We start from the raw sequence: 19,260 nt of genomic DNA, 5'->3' as shown, positions 1-19,260 counted from the left end.
GGAGGGAAATGAACCGCGGTGCAGAGCTTGTTGTTCTGGCGGCCGAAGACGGAACACCTGTCGGCGCCCAGGAGAAGGCCACGGTTCACTCCGCGTCCACGCCGCTGCATCTGGCCTTTTCGACACATGTGTACAACGACGAAGGCCGCCTCCTCATCACCCGGCGCGCTTTGTCGAAGCGGACGTGGCCCGGTGTCTGGACCAACTCCTTTTGCGGGCACCCCTACCCGGGCGAGGCAACCGAAGACGCGGTGGCGCGCCGCGCTGAGCAAGAGCTTGGACTACGGCTCGAATGCGTGGAGCTCCGCCTGCCGGACTTCCGTTACCGGGCTGTGGACGCATCAGGAGTGGTCGAGAACGAAATCTGCCCCGTCTACACAGCGCGCGCAGCGTCCCTCTTGGATCCCAGCGATGACGAGGTGATGGAGTGGCGGTGGGTAGATCCGCTGCAGGTCACCGCCGCCGTCGCTGCGGCCCCCTGGGCCTTCAGCCCGTGGCTGACCCTCCAGTTGCCTCTGCTCTACCCAGAACAGTTTGGCCCCACGATGCAGTGATTCACTACTGGTGGTCACCGCGGATGTCATGTCCGACGACGGTCCCGTCCCACACTGAGGGTCCGGCGCCAGCGCTCCCAGGGCGGCACCTCGCGCCAGTGCAGGGCCAGTGTGTGGAACGCGCGGCGCAGCCGTCGGCGGCCGGCGGCACCTCCTGCAAGGGAACGCGCCGAGATACCGACCCGCAGCCGGCGGTCATACGCGGTGCGTTGGGCGGGCGCGAGGACAAAGCCGAGGTCGACGTCGTCGTGCACGTTTGGATCGTGGCGATGGATCCGGTGGCGGACCTTTACCCAGTCCGCACGCCGGAACGCAGAGTTCGAGCCGAAAGGTGGCCAACGGCCCATGGCGGCGCCCATGAAGAGGAAATAGGCCTGCATATAGCCGAGCCCGGCAAGCCGGGCCCTGACCGGACCGGCGTCGTAAAAGTCACCCGGGCCGGTCAGGAGCGCCACGTCCGAATCGAGAGTGAAGCGGTGGGCGATGCGTTCCAGCCAATCGCATGGCGGAAGCGTGTCGGCATCGCAGCGGACAATCACGTCCCCAAGGGCGGCATCGTAACCGGTGGAAGCAGCGGCAGCGATCCCCGGTGCTGTCTCGCTGAACACCCGTGCACCATACCCGGCCGCTACCCGCGCGCTGTCATCGCTTGAGTTGTTGTCCACCACGATGACCTCCAGTGGAGCCACCGTTTGTGCCTTGAGCGCTTCAAGGCACCGGGACAAGGGACCTGCGTCGTCCTTGCACGGAATCACGACGGACAGGGACAGATTCACGGGAAGAGCCCGACGTTTTCGCCTCGCAGGCTGGCACGAAACCCGTCATCCCTGACGGTAACGTCCTGCAGCACCATGCCCACCGACAGGCCCCCGATGGGGACAAAGGTGCAACCGAAGGCCGCATTACCCTCCGAAAAAAACTGCGGCCCACTTAACTCGATTGAGGGCGGCACGAGAACCAGCGCACAGGTGGCCTTCATGAGAAAACCATAGCTGCAGCAACCCTAAGAAATTCAGGAACTCCGTCTAGCGCGTGCAGAATGGTGAGGCATTCGTTCATTCAAACTCCGGCATAACTGACTAATCAAACGAGTCGGCACAGGCCCGGGACCTCCAGGTGGCAGCGGTCAAAGAAGCAACGAGGAAACTGCCCTTTACCGATGGCAAAACCATCTGCCAGCTGAGGTACACCCAAAGCTGACACACGGCTCCTTGCTTGTCCTCCGAACAGCTCGCCCCGCCCATAGCCGGGGACAATTCTCATAGGTTATCCACGGCTACTGCTGCTAGGGAGCTACCCTAACGGCTCGCAATTTCCAGCCGTGGATAGCCTGAATTGACCCCAGCTATGGACAAAGGACCAAAGCTACAGCCTGGCGTAGGCCCAGCCGTCCCATTGGCGCCGGGCCAGGTGGGCGATGGCTGCGGGCACCGTGCCCACGCCCGGGGCCAGGTCTTCGTCGTCCATGCCTGATGAGCGCATGCTGTTGCCGCAGGCGAGGATGCCCACGTGCAGCTGTCCGGCGTTGGTGATGGCCTCAGTGGCGGCTGAATTTTTGGCAAGGAGCTTAACCCCTGGCCCCTGGACCACCACTTCAATGCTGGCTCCCTGGCCGAGCGCGGCACGGGCGTTGGCGGCACTGCGCAGGATGGCGGCCAGGGCATCCTCCTCGAGCGGACCCGCGGAATGGATGAGCAGTCCGGGTTGGGCCTGCACAGCCTCCGGAACCGTTGCGTTCGCGGACATCCCTACTTCGCCGCTTCGCCCAGGTCGGCGAGGGCTTTTCGAAGGCGGGTCCCGGCGTCGTCGGCTACTTCTTTGACTGACGGGGCGCCGCTGAGCTGGACCATGGTCTGCGGGTCAATGGCTTCCACCGTGGTTATCTCTGCATCCTTGCCCCGGCGCACCACGACATTGCACGGCAGCAGCGCGCCGATTTCCGGTTCCGCAGCGAGGGCGCGGCTGGCCAGGGCCGGGTTGCAGGCCCCGAGAATGACGTAGTCCCCGACCGCGTCCGCGGCTTCGGCGCCAAGCTTGGCCTCGAAGGTGGAACGGACGTTGATCTCGGTGAGGATCCCGAACCCCTGGGCGGACAGGGCATCCCGGGTGCGGTCCAGGGCCTCGGCCCATGGAAGGTCAACGGTGGCGGTCAGGGTGTACGTCATGGTTCTCCTTGGACTGATCGACAACAGGTCTGGTTAGGCGAGGGAGAGGAAGAGCTTCTCCAGGTCCTTCTTGTCCATCGTTGCGTCTTTTTGGACAATGCACTGCTCAAGGCCAGTGGCGATGATGGCGAACCCGGCCCGGTCCAGCGCCTTCGATACGGCGGCGAGCTGGGTCACGACGTCCTTGCAGTCCCGGCCTTCTTCAAGCATGCGGGTGACAGCGGACAGCTGGCCCTGGGCGCGCTTCAGGCGGTTGATGACTGGGGTCAGTTCAGAGGGATTGAGTTCCACGGGTTTCTCCAAATATTGGGGGCTTATATCGATTCTATACCCCCTAGGGTGTTTTGACTACCCCGGGGGGTATCTGTAATACTCGGTGGGGTATTCACCTTCCCCCTTCCGAGAGGCCAGCACATGACTTCCCCTTCCACGGCACCGGCCGTCACCGCCCTTGCTCCTGAAACCCTCCAGTCCTGGTTCAAAGAGCACCAGGACCTCGTGGTGATCGACGTCCGCTCCGCCGCTGAGTTCGAGTCCATGCACATCCGCGGCTCCTACAACGTGCCGCTGCCGCTCTTGTCCGAGCACACCGATGAGCTCGCCGCCCGTCTCGGCTCCCGTGTAGTCCTGGTCTGCCAGTCCGGCGTGCGCGCCGAGCAGGCACGCCAGCGCCTTGCCAAGGCCGGAATCGAGACCGCCTACGTGCTGACCGGCGGCGCACCCGGCTTCGCCGCCGCCGGCGGGGACGTCGTGAAGGGCAAGGACCGCTGGGACCTTGAACGGCAGGTCCGCCTTGTGGCCGGTTCCCTGGTGGTCCTGGGCCTGGCCGGCGGCAAGTTCGTCTCCCCGAAGATCCGGACCCTTGCCGGGGTCATCGGCACGGGCCTGACCTTCTCTGCCGCCACCAACACCTGCGCCATGGGCAAGGCCATCTCGGCCATGCCGTGGAACAAGGCCGCCAAGGAACCCACCCGCGAAAGCGCCATCCTCGCCCTGCCCGCCGTCAGCAACAAGAGCACGGAAGCCGCAGCCTAATGACCCTCACCCTCGTCCTGGTTCTCGCCCTGTCGGTAGTCATCGGACTCTCGCTCGGCGTGCTGGGCGGCGGTGGATCGATCCTGACGGTCCCGATCCTGGTGTATGTGGCCGGGTTTGAGGCCAAGGAAGCCATCGCTGCGTCCCTGTTCGTCGTCGGCATCACGTCCGCGGTCAGCGTGATCAGCCACGCCCGCGGGGGAAGGGTGATGTGGCGAACCGGCCTGATCTTCGGTGCGGCCGGCATGGCCGGCGCGTTCATCGGCGGCCTATTGGGCGGGCACATTCCCGGCCAGATCCTGCTCATCGCCTTCGCCATCATGATGGTGGCCACGTCCGTGGCCATGCTCCGCGGCCGGAAGAAGAAGAAGAACGACGACGGCGCCGCACCGGTCAAGCATGAACTGCCCCTGGGCAGGGTGCTGCTGGACGGGGCCGTTGTCGGGCTCATTACCGGCCTGGTCGGCGCGGGCGGCGGATTCCTCGTGGTCCCGGCCCTGGCACTCTTGGGCGGCCTGCCGATGTCCGTCGCCGTGGGCACCTCCCTGGTGGTCATTGCCATGAAGTCCTTCGCCGGGCTCGCCGGATATCTCACCACCGTCCAGCTCGACTGGGGCATCACCCTCGGCGTTACGGCCGCCGCGATCGTTGGCAGCCTGATCGGTTCAAAGCTGGCAGGCCGCATCCCGGAAGCCGCCCTACGCAAAGCCTTCGGCTGGTTCGTCCTGGCCATGGGAACCTTCGTCCTCATTCAGCAGGCACCGGCAGACCTGCGCTGGTTCATCGCAGCCGGAGTCGCAGCCCTCGCCGCAGCAACGGCCGGCATCTGCTGGTTCTTCATCAGCTCCTGCCCCCTGCGCAACCGCACCGGCCCCCGCAGCAAGATACCCTCACCCGTCTAAACCCGCCACCACCAAGGAGAACATCATGGGCCTCATCAGCTCCCTGAAAAAAGCGTTCAGCAAGCCCTACACAACGGTCTCAGTAGCTGAGGCCAAGGACCTCCTGTCCTCAGGCGCCGCGCTGGTCGACGTCCGCTCCGCACAGGAATGGCGTACCGGAAGGGCACCCCAGGCCAAGCACATTCCGCTGGACCGGCTGCAGACCGGCACCGCCGGAATCAATAAGAACCGGGCAGTGATAGCCATGTGCCAGTCTGGGGTCCGCTCCGCTTCAGCGGCCCGGCTCCTCGCTTCCCAGGGGTACGAGGCCTACTCCCTGCGCGGCGGCATGGGCGCCTGGCGCTCGGCCGGCGAACCCGTCCGCTAGCAACAGCCCACTATTTCGAAGGAGAATCCCATGGCTGAAATCAACATCACCGAGGCCGACCAGCGCCGTGCCACCGCCCGCATCCTCGATGTCCGCGAGGACTTCGAGGTCGCCGAAGGCATGATCCCCGGCTCACTGCACATCCCCATGGGCCAGCTGCAGGCACGCCTTTCCGAACTGGACCCCGCAGTGCCCGTCATCGCCGTCTGCCGCAGCGGCAACCGTTCAGCCCGCGTGGCCGACGCCCTCAACGGAGCCGGCTACACCGCCGACACCATGGCCGGCGGCATGATCGCCTGGACCCGCGCCGGCCTCCCCACGACTTAAGCCTTACCGCTCGGCGCACACGCACACGCAGACCAAGACAACTCCCGAAAGGACACGAAAGACGATGGCAACCATCGACCTCACCGAAAAAAGCTTTGCCGAGACCCTGGAGAGCAACGAGATCGTCTTCATTGACTTCTGGGCAGCATGGTGCGGCCCCTGCCGCATGTTCGCCCCCACCTACGGGGCCGCGGCAGAGCGCCACCCGGACATCACCTTTGCCAAGGTGGACACCGAAGCCGAACAGGCACTTGCCGCAGCAGCGAACATCACCTCCATCCCCACCCTGATGGCCTTCAAGGACAAGACCCTGGTCTTCTCCCAGCCCGGCGCTCTCAACGCCACCGGCCTCGAAGAAGTCATCCAGGCCGTCAAGAACGTTGACATGAACGAACTCCGCGCCCAGGCCGGCCCCCAAAGCGTGTGACGGCAATGCCAGGGGACCTTGCGTACCGCACTGTCTCGGCAGGCGAACTCGCCACAGTGTGGCCCCAGGCAACACTGGTGGACGTTCGGAGCAGGGAAGAGCATGCGACCGCACACGTCCCGGGTAGCCTGAACATTCCCCTGGACGAATGCCCTCCCGGCTTGCCGACCTCCCCGGCGGCACGCTTTACCTCATGTGCGGGTCAGGAAAACGCAGCAGCCAGGCCGCACGGATCCTTACCGACCGCGGATACCAGGCCGTCAATGTGGCCGGCGGGATCACCGAGTGGTACCGCAACGGCCACCCCGTCACCTATCAACCCACCCCGGAAGTCCCGTCGCGACAACAGCCGGGCCATGCCCCGGCCGGCCTGCGCAGGCTCCTCCACCGGCTGCTCCGCAGGAAAAACACCTAGGCCCCAGTCCACTTGTGCGATACCCCCCGGGGTATCTGGATTCAGAACAAACCTCCAAACCCCTTTCAACCGAAGGAGATCACCAGATGCTTATCGAGCGCATTTACGATGAAGACCTCGCCCAGGCCAGCTACCTGATCGGTTGCCAGGCCAACGGCACCGCCATCGTCGTTGACGGCCGCCGCGACATCGCGGTCTACCAGGACCTGGCTGAAAAGAACGGCATGAAGATCGTGGCCGTTACCGAAACCCACATCCACGCCGACTACCTGTCCGGCACGCGCGAACTCGCCGCTGCCACCGGCGCGAAGATCTACGTCTCCGGTGAGGGCGGGCCGGACTGGCAGTACGAATTCGACGGCGAACGCCTTTACGACGGCGATAAGATCACCATCGGCAACATCAGCATCCAGGCAGTGCACACCCCGGGCCACACCCCCGAGCACCTGTCCTTCCTGGTCACCGACGGTGCCTTTAGCGACCAGCCCGGTTACCTGCTCTCGGGTGACTTCGTCTTCTCCGGGGACCTGGGCCGGCCGGACCTGCTGGACGAGGCAGCCGGCGGCATCGACACCCGCTTCGAAGGCGCCAAGCAGCTGTTCGCCAGCCTGCGGGACAAGTTCCTGACGCTGCCGGACTACGTCCAGGTCCACCCGGCGCACGGCGCCGGCAGCGCCTGCGGCAAGGCCCTCGGTGCCATCCCGTCCTCCACGGTTGGCTACGAGCGGCTCTACTCCTGGTGGGGCCCCTACCTCGCCGCCAACGACGAGCAGGGCTTCATCGATGAGCTCCTCGACGGCCAGCCCGACGCGCACGCCTACTTCGGCCGGATGAAGCGCGAAAACCGTGAAGGCCCCGCCGTCATGGGAGAACGCGCTCCGCTCGAGGAACTGGACACCGCTGACGTCGCAAAGGACCTGGCGGCGGACAAGGTCACGTTCATTGACACCCGGCCCAACAGCGAGGTCCACGAAGGAACGGTAGCCCGTTCCCTGAACGTACCGGCCGGGAAGTCCGTGGCCAGCTACGGCGCCTGGGTAGTGAACCCCGAGACGGACAAGAACCCGCTGGTGCTGCTCGCGGCAGACCAGGAGCAGGCCATGGACATGTGGGACCACTTGGTCCGGGTCGGCATCGATAATGTCGCCGGTTACGTCACCAGCATCGAAGGGCTCCCCGTGACCACCCCGAAGCTGATCCAGCCGGAAGAGCTGCAGGGTTTTGACGCCGCGATGGTCGTGGACGTCCGTAACCGCAGCGAACACATCGCCGGGAACATCCCCGGCTCGTACCAGCTCAGCGGCGGCCGGGTTATGTGGCACTTGGACAAGCTCCCCACGGACGGAACCATCGTGACCTACTGCCAGTCGGGCGTGCGGAACTCGGTGGCAGCCAGCGCCCTGCGCCGGGCCGGGTACGACGTCGTCGAACTCGACGGCAGCTACGCCGCCTGGGACGCCTTCCAGCAGACCCGACAGAACGCCGTGTCAGCAAAGTAAACCCCTAAGACCGCCCGGGCAGGACCCCCCTCCTGCCCGGGCCCGCCCGGACGCGTCCCCCCCGCGTCCGGGCATCTTTATGTCCCCGGCACGAAAGCGAGCATCACGGAATGGCCAGAACAAAGACGGGAAGGACACTGGACTCCGTCGGTGTCGTGCTGGGCCTGCGGCAAAATCTGGCGCAGTTCATGCTGCTGGTGGCAGTGAACGCCCTGGTGGGCGCCACCCTGGGCCAGGAGCGCACCGTGCTGCCGCTGCTTGCGGACCAAGTCTTTGGCGTGGGCCAGTACACGGCCGCCCTGACGTACATCGCGGCGTTCGGGCTGGCCAAAGCTGCCACCAACTACTTCGCCGGAACCTTCTCGGACCGCTACGGCCGCAAACCCGTCCTGGTCGCTGGTTGGCTTATCGCCCTCCCCGTGCCGCTGCTGCTGATCTTCGCCCCTTCCTGGGGGTGGATCGTCGCGGCCAACGTCGTCCTGGGCGTCAGCCAGGGCCTGACCTGGTCCACCACAGTCATGATGAAAATGGATCTCGTCGGTCCCGAACGCCGCGGCCTGGCCATGGGGCTCAACGAAGCTGCCGGCTACCTCGGCGTTGCGGGCACTGCGCTGGCCACCGGCTACATCGCTTCAACCTACGGTTTGCGTCCAGGTCCCTTCCTCCTCGGTGCCGCCTTCATCGCCGTCGGCCTCGGACTCTCAGTCCTGACCGTCCGGGAAACCCACCACCATGCCAAAGCCGAAGCTGCTACCCATGTCCCGGTCCATGCCGGCAGTCATGGGGGGCTGAGCAACCGGGACGTCTTCACCCTGACCAGCTTCCGCGACAAATCCCTGTCCTCCGTCAGCCAGGCCGGCCTGGTCAATAACCTCAACGACGGGCTGGCCTGGGGCCTGTTCCCCGTCCTGTTCGCCGCAGCAGGGCTCAGCATCGAACTTATCGGCATCCTCGCCGCCGTCTACCCTGCCGTCTGGGGCGCCGGGCAACTGATCACCGGCCCCCTCTCGGACCGGATCGGCCGCAAACCGCTCATCGCCGGGGGCATGCTCGTTCAAGCCCTGGCCCTGGCCCTGATCGCCGCAGGAGAAGACTTCGGAACCTGGTTCGCCGCCGTCATCCTGCTCGGCGCCGGAACGGCCATGGTCTACCCCACACTGCTGGCCGCTATCGGCGACGTTGCCCACCCTGCCTGGCGGGCCCGCTCAGTCGGGATCTACCGGTTATGGCGCGACGGGGGCTTCGCTGTAGGCGCCCTGCTCTCCGGCCTCATCGCCGATGTCTACGGCATCCCGGCAGCCGTCACAGCAGTCGCTGCCCTCACCGTCGCCTCGGGGGTCCTGGTCGCCCTCCGGATGCGCGGAACCGACCACAATATCCCCGCAGGTCAGACGGACAAAGGCGTGGACCCCGAAAGATAGTAAGCATACTGTGTAAACAGTGGGTGCAACTCCGAGGATTACCCAAACGATGAGAACGGAGCGAACATGTCAAACCCAGCAGCAACACCTGACAGGAATCACGAAACCGCGCCCAAAGCGATCACCCTTCCCGGGATCATTCTCGGGGTCGGGCTTGGCGGGTTCGTTGACGGGATCCTGCTGCACCAGATCCTGCAGTGGCACCACATGCTCTCCAGCTCCGAGACCGCAAACGTCGACATCGGCGCATACCCGGTCACCACCGTCCACGGGCTGCAGATGAACACCCTCTGGGACGGGTTCTTCCACACCATCACCTGGCTCGCGGTACTCATCGGGCTCGGCATCCTGTACTCCCGGATCCGCGGATCCCGCGGCCGGATCTGGGCCTCGAAAGTCCTCTGGGGCTGGGTACTGGTCGGCTGGGGGATCTTCAACGTCACCGAAGGCATCCTGGACCATCACCTGCTCGGCATCCACCACGTCGTCACAGGTGAGTTCCAGACGGTGGCGGACATCCTGTTCCTGATCTTCGGGGTGCTCCTGATCGCTGGCGGCTGGGCGCTGCAGCGCACCGGCCAGGTCCTGGACCTGGCCGCAGGTGACCGGCGGGCGGCAGCCGGCAGCCGATGACACCTGGCCATGACACCCACGCCCACCAGGGCGCAGGGGCACTCGAGGCAGGGGTGCCGCTGGTCCTGCTCGTCCTCATCGTCCTGGGATACGTGGTCCTCGCTTACGCCCGGAGCACCGAGCCGCGCGGCTGGAACCCCTGGCGCACCACAGCCTTCGTCACGGGCGCTGTGCTCCTCGCCCTGGGCCTGATGCCCCAGACCGCCCCGTACCCGCCAGGCAGCCTGCCCTCCCACATGTACCAGCACCTGCTGATCGGCATGTACGCACCGATCGGACTCGTCCTGGGGGCGCCGGTCACCCTGCTGCTACGCTCCCTGCCACGCCGGACCGGAAAAACCATCGGCCGGGCATTCAGATCCCGCCCGCTGCACCTCCTCGCCCACCCTGTCACCGCACTGGTCCTGAACGTCGGCGGCCTCGCTGTCCTGTACTTCACCCCGCTCTACACCGCAGCAACGCAGGCGCCGGGCCTGCACTGGCTCATCCACATGCACTTCCTGCTCGCCGGATACCTCTTCGCCTGGGTCATCGCCGGGCCCGACCCCGCACCCCGACGGCCCACAGTCCCGGCCAGACTCGTCATCCTCGGCGTAGCGATCGCCGCGCACGCCATCATCTCCCAACTGCTCTACGCCGGCCTGTACGTCCAGGTCACAGCCACCGCCTTGGAGCTCCGCCAGGCCGGGGAACTGATGTACTACGCCGGAGACATCGCCGAACTGATCCTGGCCTTCGCCATGGTCACCACCTGGCGCCCCAGCCCAACCGGCAAGCATCCACGAAACCTGCAAGAAACCGTACCGGGAACGGCTTGACGCAGCGCACCGGCTGCGTTCCTACCCCGGGCCGCCAGCGCTCATGCGCCCCATGTGCCGGCAGTGTCCTGCACCTTTGGAGCGCGAGTTCGCCCAGTTGGTGAACACCTCAACCTGACGTCAGGAAACGCTGAAAAGTCCGTCAGAATAGGGTTCGTAAGCGAGTTTCTGCACATGCCCAGTGGAAAGTCTTAGATTCAATCCTGACGGCCGCCCCGATTGTTGAGCCTTTGTCGACGGGTGCCTGGCAATTGAGCAACAGCGTGTTGCGCAACTGCCTAGCTGCCATTTGGGCAACGTTGCGCAACTGCCTAGCTGCCATTTGGGCAACTAGGAATCCGAGCTGCAGGTTTAAGCGTCCGAGCCTGCCTGTCCTCCCTCTGCGCCAATAGCGCCAGAAGCTGAGGCACTATTCAGCAGTCCGGCCCCATCCTCCACCGCCCAGTGTCGATAACGATGCCACAGTTATCGTTTGCCTCCACACCTGCCCGTCACCATCAACTCCTCACACCTCTGGCATCCAAGGTCATCGGCGTCAGGACAGCTCACGTCTGGTCATGTCGAAACCGGGGCCCGGACTGATGAACCTTCGTGACCGTCAAGATTTGCGAAGAGTGTGCGGCCGGCTTCGAGCCTTCCCGCAGAATCCAGCGCTTCTGTTCAATCCGTTGCGGCAACCGGAAGCGGGATCGTATACGTCGAACTGCCCGCCGACCCGCCGTGCCGGTAGCGGCTGACGCCGGAGCCGTAGTTGTCAAGGACGAACTGAAGGCATTGCAGCGCAAGCTGGCAACTAGAACGAAGATCTGCCAACGCCGCGTCGAGATTCTCCAGTCCAAGCTCCGCTCCCAGTCCTGTGAGATTGACCGGCTTGAGGCGGAGAACTCCGAGATGCGTCAAAACAACAATGTCCTCCAGCTCGAAGTAGCCCGGCTGAAGCGTGCACAACGGACCAACGTGCAGGACCTCGCGCACCTCGCAGCATGGCTGGTCTCGCTTGCGAACGCAAAGGGCGTCGCCCTGGACCCCGCAACGCTGGACATCCTCAGCCGCCGCGGATGGCATCCATCCAAGCGCCAGGCAAGAGCGGCGCGGCCATGACGATGTCTATTGCTCGCCTCTCGGCCCAATCAGGTCTGCGCTACCTGTTCAAGACCACGATGATGGATGACCTCACCACCGCTCCCCCGGACGCCACCACCTACTACATGAAAGCCGGGACGCCTGAAGGCCGCTGGATCGGCAGCGGACTACAAGGGATCAACAGAGGTGCCGGCGACGTCGTGACCGAAACAGACGCGAAAGCAGTGTTCGACTTAGCGGTACATCCGGACACCAACGCTCCGCTGGGCCGCCCGCACGGCCAACCCACCGCCGTCGAAAACAAATCCGGTCCGCCAACGGTGAGGTACGCCGTCGTTGGTTTTGACCTGACCTTCAGCGTGCCGAAGTCAGTGTCAGTCCTCTGGGCACTCAGCCCTCGCAGCATGCAAGAGCAAATCCTGCGCACCCATCACCACGCAGTGGAAGCAACCCTTGCCTGGTTGGAAGAGCACGTCATCCACACCCGCGCCGGACGAAACGGCGTCGCCCACGTCGGCACAATGGGCGCGATCGCCGCCGCGTTCGACCATTGGGAATCCCGCACCGGCGACCCTCAACTTCACACGCATCTTGTCATTGCCAACCGTATCCAGCGCATCACCGACGGCGCCTGGGTGACCCTCGACTCCCGCACCCTGTACAAGGCTGCGGTCGCTGCCAGCGAACACTACAACGGCCTCCTATTCGACGCTCTCCAGTGCCACCTCGGGAGCGACACGGACATCCGCGTCCCCGTCGTCAACACGGGCAACCCCAGCCAGCAGCTCATCGGGATCGACGAGGACCTCATCCGCGAGTTCTCGAACCGGTCCCGGCTGATCAACGTGGAAACAGACCGTCTCGTCGCGGGGTGGACAACGGAACACGGCCATCCGCCAAGCACAGCAACAGTCATCAAGCTGCGGCAGCAAGCGACCCTGGCCACACGCGTCCCCAAGTCCGAGCTCCCCACGCCCCTGCACGAGCTATCCAGAGAATGGAAGGCACGCGCCAGTGCCAAAGGATTCCAACCGGACGACGTCATCGCGGCAACGACTAACCGTTCCAGAATTACCCCATTTGGCTTCACTGATTTGACCCCTGACTGGATCACCACCGTCGCAACCCTGACACGTGTGCGGGTCGCTCACAAACGCTCCACTTGGAACCGCTGGAATCTCCTTGCGGAAGCCGGACGCGTCTGCGCCCAGCTGCGTTGCCGCACGGCGGCGGATAGGAGCTCGCTCATGGACGCCATCGCCACCGCGGCCGAGCAGCAGTCCGTGCCGCTGAATGATTACCGGTACACCGTCCCCGCCCACGCCGAGGCAGACGTCCGGCGTGGACCACGAAGCGTTTTCGACTTTCACGGATCGCGCCTCTACACCGATACGTCCACGCTCGCCTGCGAGGCCGCGGTCATGGCGGCCAGGAACGACGGCGGCGGCCCGGCAGTCTGCGCCGACGTCATCATGGATCTGCTTGACCGAGTTCAACAGCCGGAGAGCCGAGTGCTTCACTCCGACCAGCGCGCCGCGGTCGCCGACGTAGTCCTGAGCGGCAACCGACTGGACGCCATCGTGGGGCCAGCGGGCACGGGAAAGACGACAACGTTGGGTGCAGTGAAGGCAGTATGGGAAGCGGAGTACGGCGCCGGCAGCGTTGTTGGGCTCGCCCCGGCAGCTGCCAGCGCCGAAGTGCTGGGCCGCGAACTCGGTATGGCAACGGAGAACGTCACCAAGTGGCTGCACGAGTCGGCCGGCCAGGGGGCTAGCTCAAGGGCGGGGCGCTTCTTCAATGTGCAGTCGCAACTGACCACGGCTCGTGTTGGCGAGCGCTGGGGCATCGCGTTACCGCAGGAGGCGGCGCAGCTCGCTGCCATCCAGCGACGCTGGTGCTTCCGAGCGAATCAGCTCATCATCGTTGATGAAGCGTCAATGGTCTCGACTTTCCAGCTCGCGGCTCTCGTACAGCAAGCTCAGGACGCCGGTGCCAAGATCCTCCTTGTGGGAGACCCGGGACAGCTGGACGCGATCGACGCCGGCGGTGTACTTGGCTGGCTGGACCGGCAGGGTCAGGCAACACGGCTCAGCACGATCTGGAGATTCCATGAGGAGTGGGAGCGTGCATCGTCGCTGAAGCTTCGGAAGGGTGACTATTCAGCCGTCGCCGACTACGCGCACCATGGAAGGATCCGGCATGGCACCTACCTGGATATGGCTGACCAGGCTTACCTCGCCTGGCAGGCAGATGCCCGAGCAGGAAAGTCGTCCATCCTCATTGCCGCCGACAATGAAACGGTCGGCATGCTCAATGAACGGGCACAGGCGGACCGGGTGGCGCAGGGCGAGGTGAATCCTGAGCAAACGATGCTACTCAGTGATGGCCTATGGGCGGGATCCGGTGACACGGTCATCGCCCGCGGAAACAACCGAAAGCTAGTCGACAGCGACGGGAATTTCGTGAGGAACGGCACCCTGTTCGACGTCGAACAGGTCAGTCGTCGCGACAGCTCGGTGCTGGCACGACGGCGGGACACAGGCGCGAGTGTCCTACTCCCCGGAGCCTATCTGGAGTCATCCGTCGAGCTGGGCTATGCAACTACAGCCCACCGCTCCCAAGGCATCACGGTGGACACCGGCCACACCGTAGTCACTCAGGGCCGGCTCACCCGCGAGCTGCTGTATGTGAGCATGACCCGTGGCCGCTCCGGCAACTTTGCCTACGTCAGCGAAGGTGACGACGCCGACCATCCGGCAGTCGATCCATCACTGCAGCTATCATGGCAGGGCATCCTCGGCGAGGTACTCGCTGCGGAAGGCGCTGAGCGGACCGCCCACGAGATTCGTGACGCGGAGCTTGGGAAGGCGGACAGCCTTGAGCGGCTTTACGCGGAGTATGACTACCTCGCCCAGATCGCGGCAGGGCTGGATCTTAGGCAGCAGATGGACGAACGTGCTCTTGGCGCCTCACAGGAATTCGAACAATCTCCGTCGTGGGGCGCAGCTGTCGCGGCATGGCGGAAAGCCACAGCCGTCAGCCGGCAGGATACCGAGCGCATACTGAGCCAGTACTGCCAGGAAACTAGCACGGCCAATGATCGTTGCGCTGTCCTCAGCATGCGCTTACGCCGGTTCATGAAAGGAAGGACGACGGCGGTTGAGGAACCGCTGGTTGAAAAGCTCACCATTCCCCGCCCTGACTTAGCGGCAATGATTCAGCAGGTCAGGGAACGTATCTCCCAAAGGACGGAGATCGTGAGTATAGCAGCGCTGACAACCGATCCTGAGTGGAAACGTGCTTTGCTCGATGCCGTCGGAGATAGCACCAGCGGCAAAACCTGGCAGCTGGTCCGTGACGTTGCCGTCTTTCGCGACAGGTGGGCGCTGCCGGACTCTCCCCTCCCCCTGGGCCCGTCTCCGGCGGATTACGAATGGGAGCAACGGGGCCAGCGTGAACGAATCAATGCAGCAATCAACAATGCTCGTCGCCGTGGCGCCGCTCAGCTAGATGAGTCACCTGTGGATTCAGCCCTTTCTCAGCAAGTCGTCCTTACAAGTGCCGGCTGGCAGCTCTAATCTGGTAAGGAGGTAATGCGAATGGTCGTCAATCCGGCGGTAAGACCCAAGGTAGCGACAACCGGACTAGTGTTAGCCACCGCGGTTGTCTTCATAGTCTTTGCCCTCTCTTTCATAGCCTTGGCCGCCACGGAACTTCCTCTCGTCATGAAGGTCATCGTTGGCAGCTTTTTGCTGGCGAGTGTTCTATTGCTGGCGCTGTTATGGGGGAAAAGATCCGTCCGGCGGCGGACCTGGCTGGCCAACGCAGCAAACAGATGGCGATCCTTTGACAACGCTCAGCTGGCCAGCGGGACCACGACAGAGGTGACCCTCCTCAGCGTCGACGTGGTGCAACCCACCGGCGCGTGGGTCACCATCATGTGGAACCGCTTCAACCACGTACAGCGTGCTTGGATAGAGGCACTACCCGAACCACTATGGCCAGGATCCGTCCTGCTCATCGCCCCCGACCCCGCTCAGGTAATGCCCAGCACACCGTGGCCAGAGACGTACTTCATTCGAGCCGCGGACTGCCTAGCTTGGGCACCCGCGGAGGGCCGGCACCCCTAAGCGGCATCTCCTGTTAGGACGCTCCGGCGATACAAACATTCGAACGTATGTTCTAAAATGACTTCATGATCAAGTCCGGCTCCCCTGAAGATGTCGAGCGAATCATGATTCGCATGGACGCCGAAGCAAGCCGGCCGATAGACGACCCGGCACCCATCCGAGATTTCCCGAAGTATGGGCGTCCGCTTGTGTACGTCAGCGGAATTTACGGTAAAGCCGTTGGGTGGACCCACAAGTACGGCCTCATCGAGTGGCTGGTGGCTGTGACAGGTTTGGATGGCCCCGGTAGGACGGTTATATCTGGCCCCACTTCATGACTCGCCGGGCACCTTGCGACGGTTATTTGTGGCCCCACCTTCAACGTTGGATCCATCAGTGGATGGATGCGGCGGAAGGCTGGTCTGGATGGAGTCGAGAGTGGAGTTGTTCGCACGGATCCGAAGGGACGCCCGGGTTGAAGGGCTGTCTGTTCGTGCGTTGGCGGTCCGGCACGGAGTTCACAGACGAACAGTGAGGCAGGCACTGGATTCAGCTGCCCCACCGGAGCGCAAACCCAGGCAGGGTGTGGCCTGGCGGCTAGAGCCGTTCAAGGACGCGATCGACGCGATGCTGATCGACGATACGACGGCTCCGCGGAAGCAGCGTCATACCGCCCGCAGGATCCTGGCCCGGCTCACCGAAGAGCACGGTGCGCAGGAGCTGTCGTACTCCACGGTCCGTGATTACGTAAAAGTCCGCCGGGCCCAGATTGACGTGGAGGCCGGACGCCGCGTTGAGGTGTTTGTTCCGCAGGAACACGCACCGGGCGCAGAAGCCGAGGTGGACTTCGGCGAGGTCTATGTCGTGCTGAACGGCGTGAAGACGAAGTGCCACATGTTCGTCTTCCGGCTATCGCATTCAGGCAAGGCGATTCACCGGATCTACCCGACCCAGGCCCAGGAAGCCTTTCTCGAAGGGCACGTAGAGGCCTTCAACGTCCTTGGCGGCATCCCCACCAAACACATCCGCTATGACAACCTCACCAGCGCGGTCACCGCGGTGGTGTTCGGGCAGGGCCGGCAACGCCGGGAGAACGACCGGTGGGTGTTGTTCCGTTCGTTCTACGGCTTCGATCCCTTCTATTGCCAGTCCGGCATCGCAGGGGCCCATGAAAAGGGCGGGGTTGAAGGAGAAGTGGGCCGGTTCCGGCGCAACAGACTCTCGCCCATGCCTGTCGCTCAATCCCTGGACGAGCTCAACAACCGCATCCGCGAATGGGAAGCCCAAGACGACGGACGACGCATCAATGACAGGATCCGCACCATCGGTCAGGACTTCGAGATTGAACGGCCGTTCCTGGCCCCCTTGCCGGCGGAGGAATTTGATCCAGGTCTGGTCTTGAACCCCAGAGTTGATAGGTCCTCGATGATCACGGTCAGGATGGTGAAGTACTCCGTCCCGGCCCGGTTCATCGGCCGGAGGGTCCGGGTCTCGCTGCGGGCGTCCGAGGTCGTGGTGTTCGACGGCCGCACCGTGGCCGCCAGGCATCAGCGAGTCGCCGCCCGGTCCGGTCAATCGGTCCAGCTGGATCACTATCTCGAAGTCCTCAAAACCAAACCCGGAGCCCTCCCCGGCTCCACCGCCTTGGCCAGGGCGCGGGAATCCGGGACGTTCACGTCCGCCCACGAAGCATTCTGGGCCGCCTCCCGCCGGATCAACGGCGATGCCAACGGGACCCGCGAACTGATCGACGTCATGCTCCTCCACCGGTCGATGGACGCCGGAGACATCCATGCAGGGATCACCGCGGCGCTGGGAGTGGGCGCGGTCAGCGCAGATGTCGTCGCGGTCGAAGCCCGCAGACACGCCGCGACATCGTCCCGGGATGGGGCCAGTTCAGACCGTCATCCCGGTGCTCACAGCGAATTGAAAGTGCAACGAGTTGTCAGTCTCACTCAGCGCCGACTGATGGACCCCGCCGCCGTCATCGCCGGACTCCCGCCGGACACACGGCCCCTGCCCTCGGTCAATGCCTATGACGAGCTGCTGGCCAAACGCACCGAACACCCTGCAGGAACCGCGTCGAAGGAGAACATCTCATGAGCCCCACCGCACCGGCCACCACCATCACCCCGACCCTGCGCCGGCGGCGCGGCCTGACCGAGCAGGCCGCGGTCGCCGCCGTGGACCAGGCCTGCCGCCGGCTACGCCTGCCCACGATTCGTGCGGTCCTGGACGAAGCCCTGACCGTCGCCGGGAAGGAACAACTCTCCTACCAGGGCTTCCTGGCCGAGCTGCTGCTGGCCGAGTGCGACGACAGGGACCGGCGCTCCTCGATCCGCCGCGTGAAAGCCGCAAACTTTCCCCGGGACAAATGGCTCGGGGACTTTGATTTCGATTCAAACCCGAACATCAACCCCGCCACCATCCACACCCTGGCCACCGGGGAATGGATCCGCAAAGGACAACCCCTCTGCCTCATCGGAGACTCTGGGACCGGCAAATCCCACCTGCTCATCGGACTCGGCACTACCGCCGCCGAGAAGGGCTACAGGGTCAAATACACCCTCGCCACCCGGCTCGTAAACGAACTCGTCGAAGCTGCAGACGAGAAAGTCCTGGCAAAGACCATCGCCCGCTACGGGCGGGTCGATCTGCTTTGCATCGACGAACTGGGCTACATGGAACTGGACCGCCGAGGCGCTGAACTCCTCTTCCAGGTCCTCACCGAGCGAGAAGAGAAAAACTCCATCGCCATCGCCTCCAACGAATCCTTCTCCGGCTGGACCAAAACCTTCAGCGACCCACGTCTCTGCGCCGCCATAGTGGACCGGCTGACCTTCAACGGAACCATCATCGAAACCGGCACCGACTCCTACCGCCTCGCCCACACCCTCAACCAACAAACAGCGAGCTAAATCGCTGGACCCATGCCGGCTTCCCGGTTGCCGGTGCCTCCGATCTCTTGGTGGCCAGCCACAAAGCGGACGTGGTGGCGGCGATCCTCAAAAGCGCCGGAGGCCTCGACTAGTGCAGACCGGCGTCCCGGAGGACGAACCCTCAATGGTCATTCCCCCTGTGCCGTTGGCTGAACCATCTGCATCAAATCCGGCATCTCCTGATTAGCGGTCCAGCGCTGCTGTCGCGCCGTGGTGGGAGAAGGTTGTGCGTGCCTCGGGGGTTTCGTCTGTGGCGGTGGGCGCATGCCGGGGCGGATCATGGAGGTGTCTGTCACGGTTGACGCCGGTTCTTCCTTGGTGCTGTGTTTGAGCCTGCTGACTAGCGTGGCGCGGAGGGCTTCCACGGGAACCGTGGATTGTTGCCTTGGTGCACGAGTGTTAGATTCCTGAATTTGTCCCTGTCCTCCCCGCGGCAGACGCCCAGATTATTGGTTCAGGGTGGTCAGGAGGAGCAGTCATGGATATCGTGCACGAGCGGGCAGCTGGTTTGGACATTTCCAAACACGACGCGAAGCTCTGTCTGAGGGTTCCCGGGCTCCGGGCCG

Annotated in this window: 19 protein-coding genes and 1 pseudogene; 16 read left to right on the top strand and 4 right to left on the bottom strand. The window is 64.2% G+C overall.

The features are described 5' to 3' along the window. The first annotated feature begins 8 nt into the window (after positions 1-8). Positions 9-554: an isopentenyl-diphosphate Delta-isomerase gene (gene idi / locus NFU08_RS15340; RefSeq protein ID WP_104443580.1), complete on the top strand. Its 546-nt coding sequence runs from the start codon at positions 9-11 to the stop codon at positions 552-554. Positions 555-580: 26 nt separating this feature from the next. Here idi and NFU08_RS15335 read toward each other — a convergent pair whose 3' ends face one another. The 4 genes from NFU08_RS15335 to NFU08_RS15320 all read right to left on the bottom strand — a co-directional run bounded on the left by NFU08_RS15335 (position 581) and on the right by NFU08_RS15320 (position 3,010). Further along, positions 581-1,309, bottom strand: coding sequence for a glycosyltransferase family 2 protein (locus NFU08_RS15335; protein WP_251424557.1), 729 nt, complete (start codon positions 1,307-1,309; stop codon positions 581-583). 610 nt (positions 1,310-1,919) lie between these two features. Further along, positions 1,920-2,300, bottom strand: coding sequence for a DsrE family protein (locus NFU08_RS15330; protein ID WP_104443578.1), 381 nt, complete (start codon positions 2,298-2,300; stop codon positions 1,920-1,922). A 2-nt stretch (positions 2,301-2,302) separates the two neighbouring features. Then, a complete protein-coding gene (locus NFU08_RS15325; RefSeq protein WP_104443577.1) occupies positions 2,303-2,719 on the bottom strand; it encodes a DUF302 domain-containing protein in 417 nt (138 codons plus the stop codon). 33 nt (positions 2,720-2,752) lie between these two features. Then, the gene (locus NFU08_RS15320; protein WP_014920545.1) at positions 2,753-3,010 is read right to left on the bottom strand and encodes a metal-sensitive transcriptional regulator; all 258 of its coding nucleotides are present in this window, start codon (positions 3,008-3,010) and stop codon (positions 2,753-2,755) included. Positions 3,011-3,133: 123 nt separating this feature from the next. Between NFU08_RS15320 and NFU08_RS15315 the strand changes: the two genes are divergently transcribed. The 15 genes and pseudogenes from NFU08_RS15315 (at position 3,134) to istB (ending at position 18,673) form a co-directional block, all read left to right on the top strand. Next, positions 3,134-3,754 carry a rhodanese-like domain-containing protein gene (locus NFU08_RS15315; RefSeq protein ID WP_104443576.1) on the top strand — a complete coding sequence of 207 codons (621 nt, stop codon included), beginning with the start codon at positions 3,134-3,136 and terminating at the stop codon, positions 3,752-3,754. Continuing rightward, positions 3,754-4,656, top strand: a complete 903-nt coding sequence (locus NFU08_RS15310; RefSeq protein ID WP_104443575.1) for a sulfite exporter TauE/SafE family protein — start codon at positions 3,754-3,756, stop codon at positions 4,654-4,656. Before NFU08_RS15315 ends, NFU08_RS15310 begins: the two co-directional genes overlap by 1 nt. A gap of 25 nt (positions 4,657-4,681) precedes the next feature. Continuing rightward, positions 4,682-5,023, top strand: a complete 342-nt coding sequence (locus NFU08_RS15305; RefSeq protein WP_104443574.1) for a rhodanese-like domain-containing protein — start codon at positions 4,682-4,684, stop codon at positions 5,021-5,023. A 30-nt stretch (positions 5,024-5,053) separates the two neighbouring features. Continuing rightward, positions 5,054-5,350 (top strand): rhodanese-like domain-containing protein, encoded by a 297-nt coding sequence (locus tag NFU08_RS15300; protein ID WP_104443573.1) that lies wholly within the window; start codon positions 5,054-5,056, stop codon positions 5,348-5,350. Positions 5,351-5,414: 64 nt separating this feature from the next. Continuing rightward, positions 5,415-5,777, top strand: a complete 363-nt coding sequence (trxA, locus tag NFU08_RS15295; RefSeq protein ID WP_104443572.1) for a thioredoxin — start codon at positions 5,415-5,417, stop codon at positions 5,775-5,777. 5 nt (positions 5,778-5,782) lie between these two features. Beyond that, positions 5,783-6,192: pseudogene (locus tag NFU08_RS15290) on the top strand (rhodanese-like domain-containing protein). An 86-nt stretch (positions 6,193-6,278) separates the two neighbouring features. Continuing rightward, a complete protein-coding gene (locus tag NFU08_RS15285; RefSeq protein WP_104443571.1) occupies positions 6,279-7,691 on the top strand; it encodes a rhodanese-like domain-containing protein in 1,413 nt (470 codons plus the stop codon). 110 nt (positions 7,692-7,801) lie between these two features. After that, the gene (locus NFU08_RS15280) at positions 7,802-9,112 is read left to right on the top strand and encodes an MFS transporter (RefSeq protein ID WP_181039492.1); all 1,311 of its coding nucleotides are present in this window, start codon (positions 7,802-7,804) and stop codon (positions 9,110-9,112) included. Positions 9,113-9,178: 66 nt separating this feature from the next. After that, on the top strand, positions 9,179-9,745 hold the full coding sequence (locus tag NFU08_RS15275; protein WP_104443570.1) for a DUF2243 domain-containing protein: 567 nt from the start codon (positions 9,179-9,181) through the stop codon (positions 9,743-9,745). Continuing rightward, the gene (locus tag NFU08_RS15270; RefSeq protein WP_104443569.1) at positions 9,742-10,563 is read left to right on the top strand and encodes a cytochrome c oxidase assembly protein; all 822 of its coding nucleotides are present in this window, start codon (positions 9,742-9,744) and stop codon (positions 10,561-10,563) included. Before NFU08_RS15275 ends, NFU08_RS15270 begins: the two co-directional genes overlap by 4 nt. A gap of 720 nt (positions 10,564-11,283) precedes the next feature. Then, positions 11,284-11,664, top strand: a complete 381-nt coding sequence (locus tag NFU08_RS15265) for a hypothetical protein (protein WP_251424512.1) — start codon at positions 11,284-11,286, stop codon at positions 11,662-11,664. Next, positions 11,622-15,224: a MobF family relaxase gene (gene mobF / locus NFU08_RS15260; RefSeq protein WP_251424510.1), complete on the top strand. Its 3,603-nt coding sequence runs from the start codon at positions 11,622-11,624 to the stop codon at positions 15,222-15,224. Before NFU08_RS15265 ends, mobF begins: the two co-directional genes overlap by 43 nt. 21 nt (positions 15,225-15,245) lie before the next feature. Then, positions 15,246-15,776, top strand: coding sequence for a hypothetical protein (locus NFU08_RS15255; RefSeq protein WP_251424508.1), 531 nt, complete (start codon positions 15,246-15,248; stop codon positions 15,774-15,776). A gap of 405 nt (positions 15,777-16,181) precedes the next feature. Continuing rightward, the gene (gene istA / locus NFU08_RS15250) at positions 16,182-17,858 is read left to right on the top strand and encodes an IS21 family transposase (RefSeq protein WP_251424506.1); all 1,677 of its coding nucleotides are present in this window, start codon (positions 16,182-16,184) and stop codon (positions 17,856-17,858) included. After that, positions 17,855-18,673, top strand: coding sequence for an IS21-like element helper ATPase IstB (gene istB, locus NFU08_RS15245; protein ID WP_251424504.1), 819 nt, complete (start codon positions 17,855-17,857; stop codon positions 18,671-18,673). The genes istA and istB overlap by 4 nt, the downstream gene beginning before the upstream one ends. The last annotated feature ends 587 nt before the right edge of the window (positions 18,674-19,260 follow it).

It is taken from the genome of Pseudarthrobacter sp. NCCP-2145, from assembly GCF_023708005.1.
Classification (GTDB): domain Bacteria; phylum Actinomycetota; class Actinomycetes; order Actinomycetales; family Micrococcaceae; genus Arthrobacter; species Arthrobacter oxydans.
The sequence above is the reverse complement of the archived record's forward strand: the minus strand, read 5'-3'. Positions and strand labels throughout refer to the sequence as shown.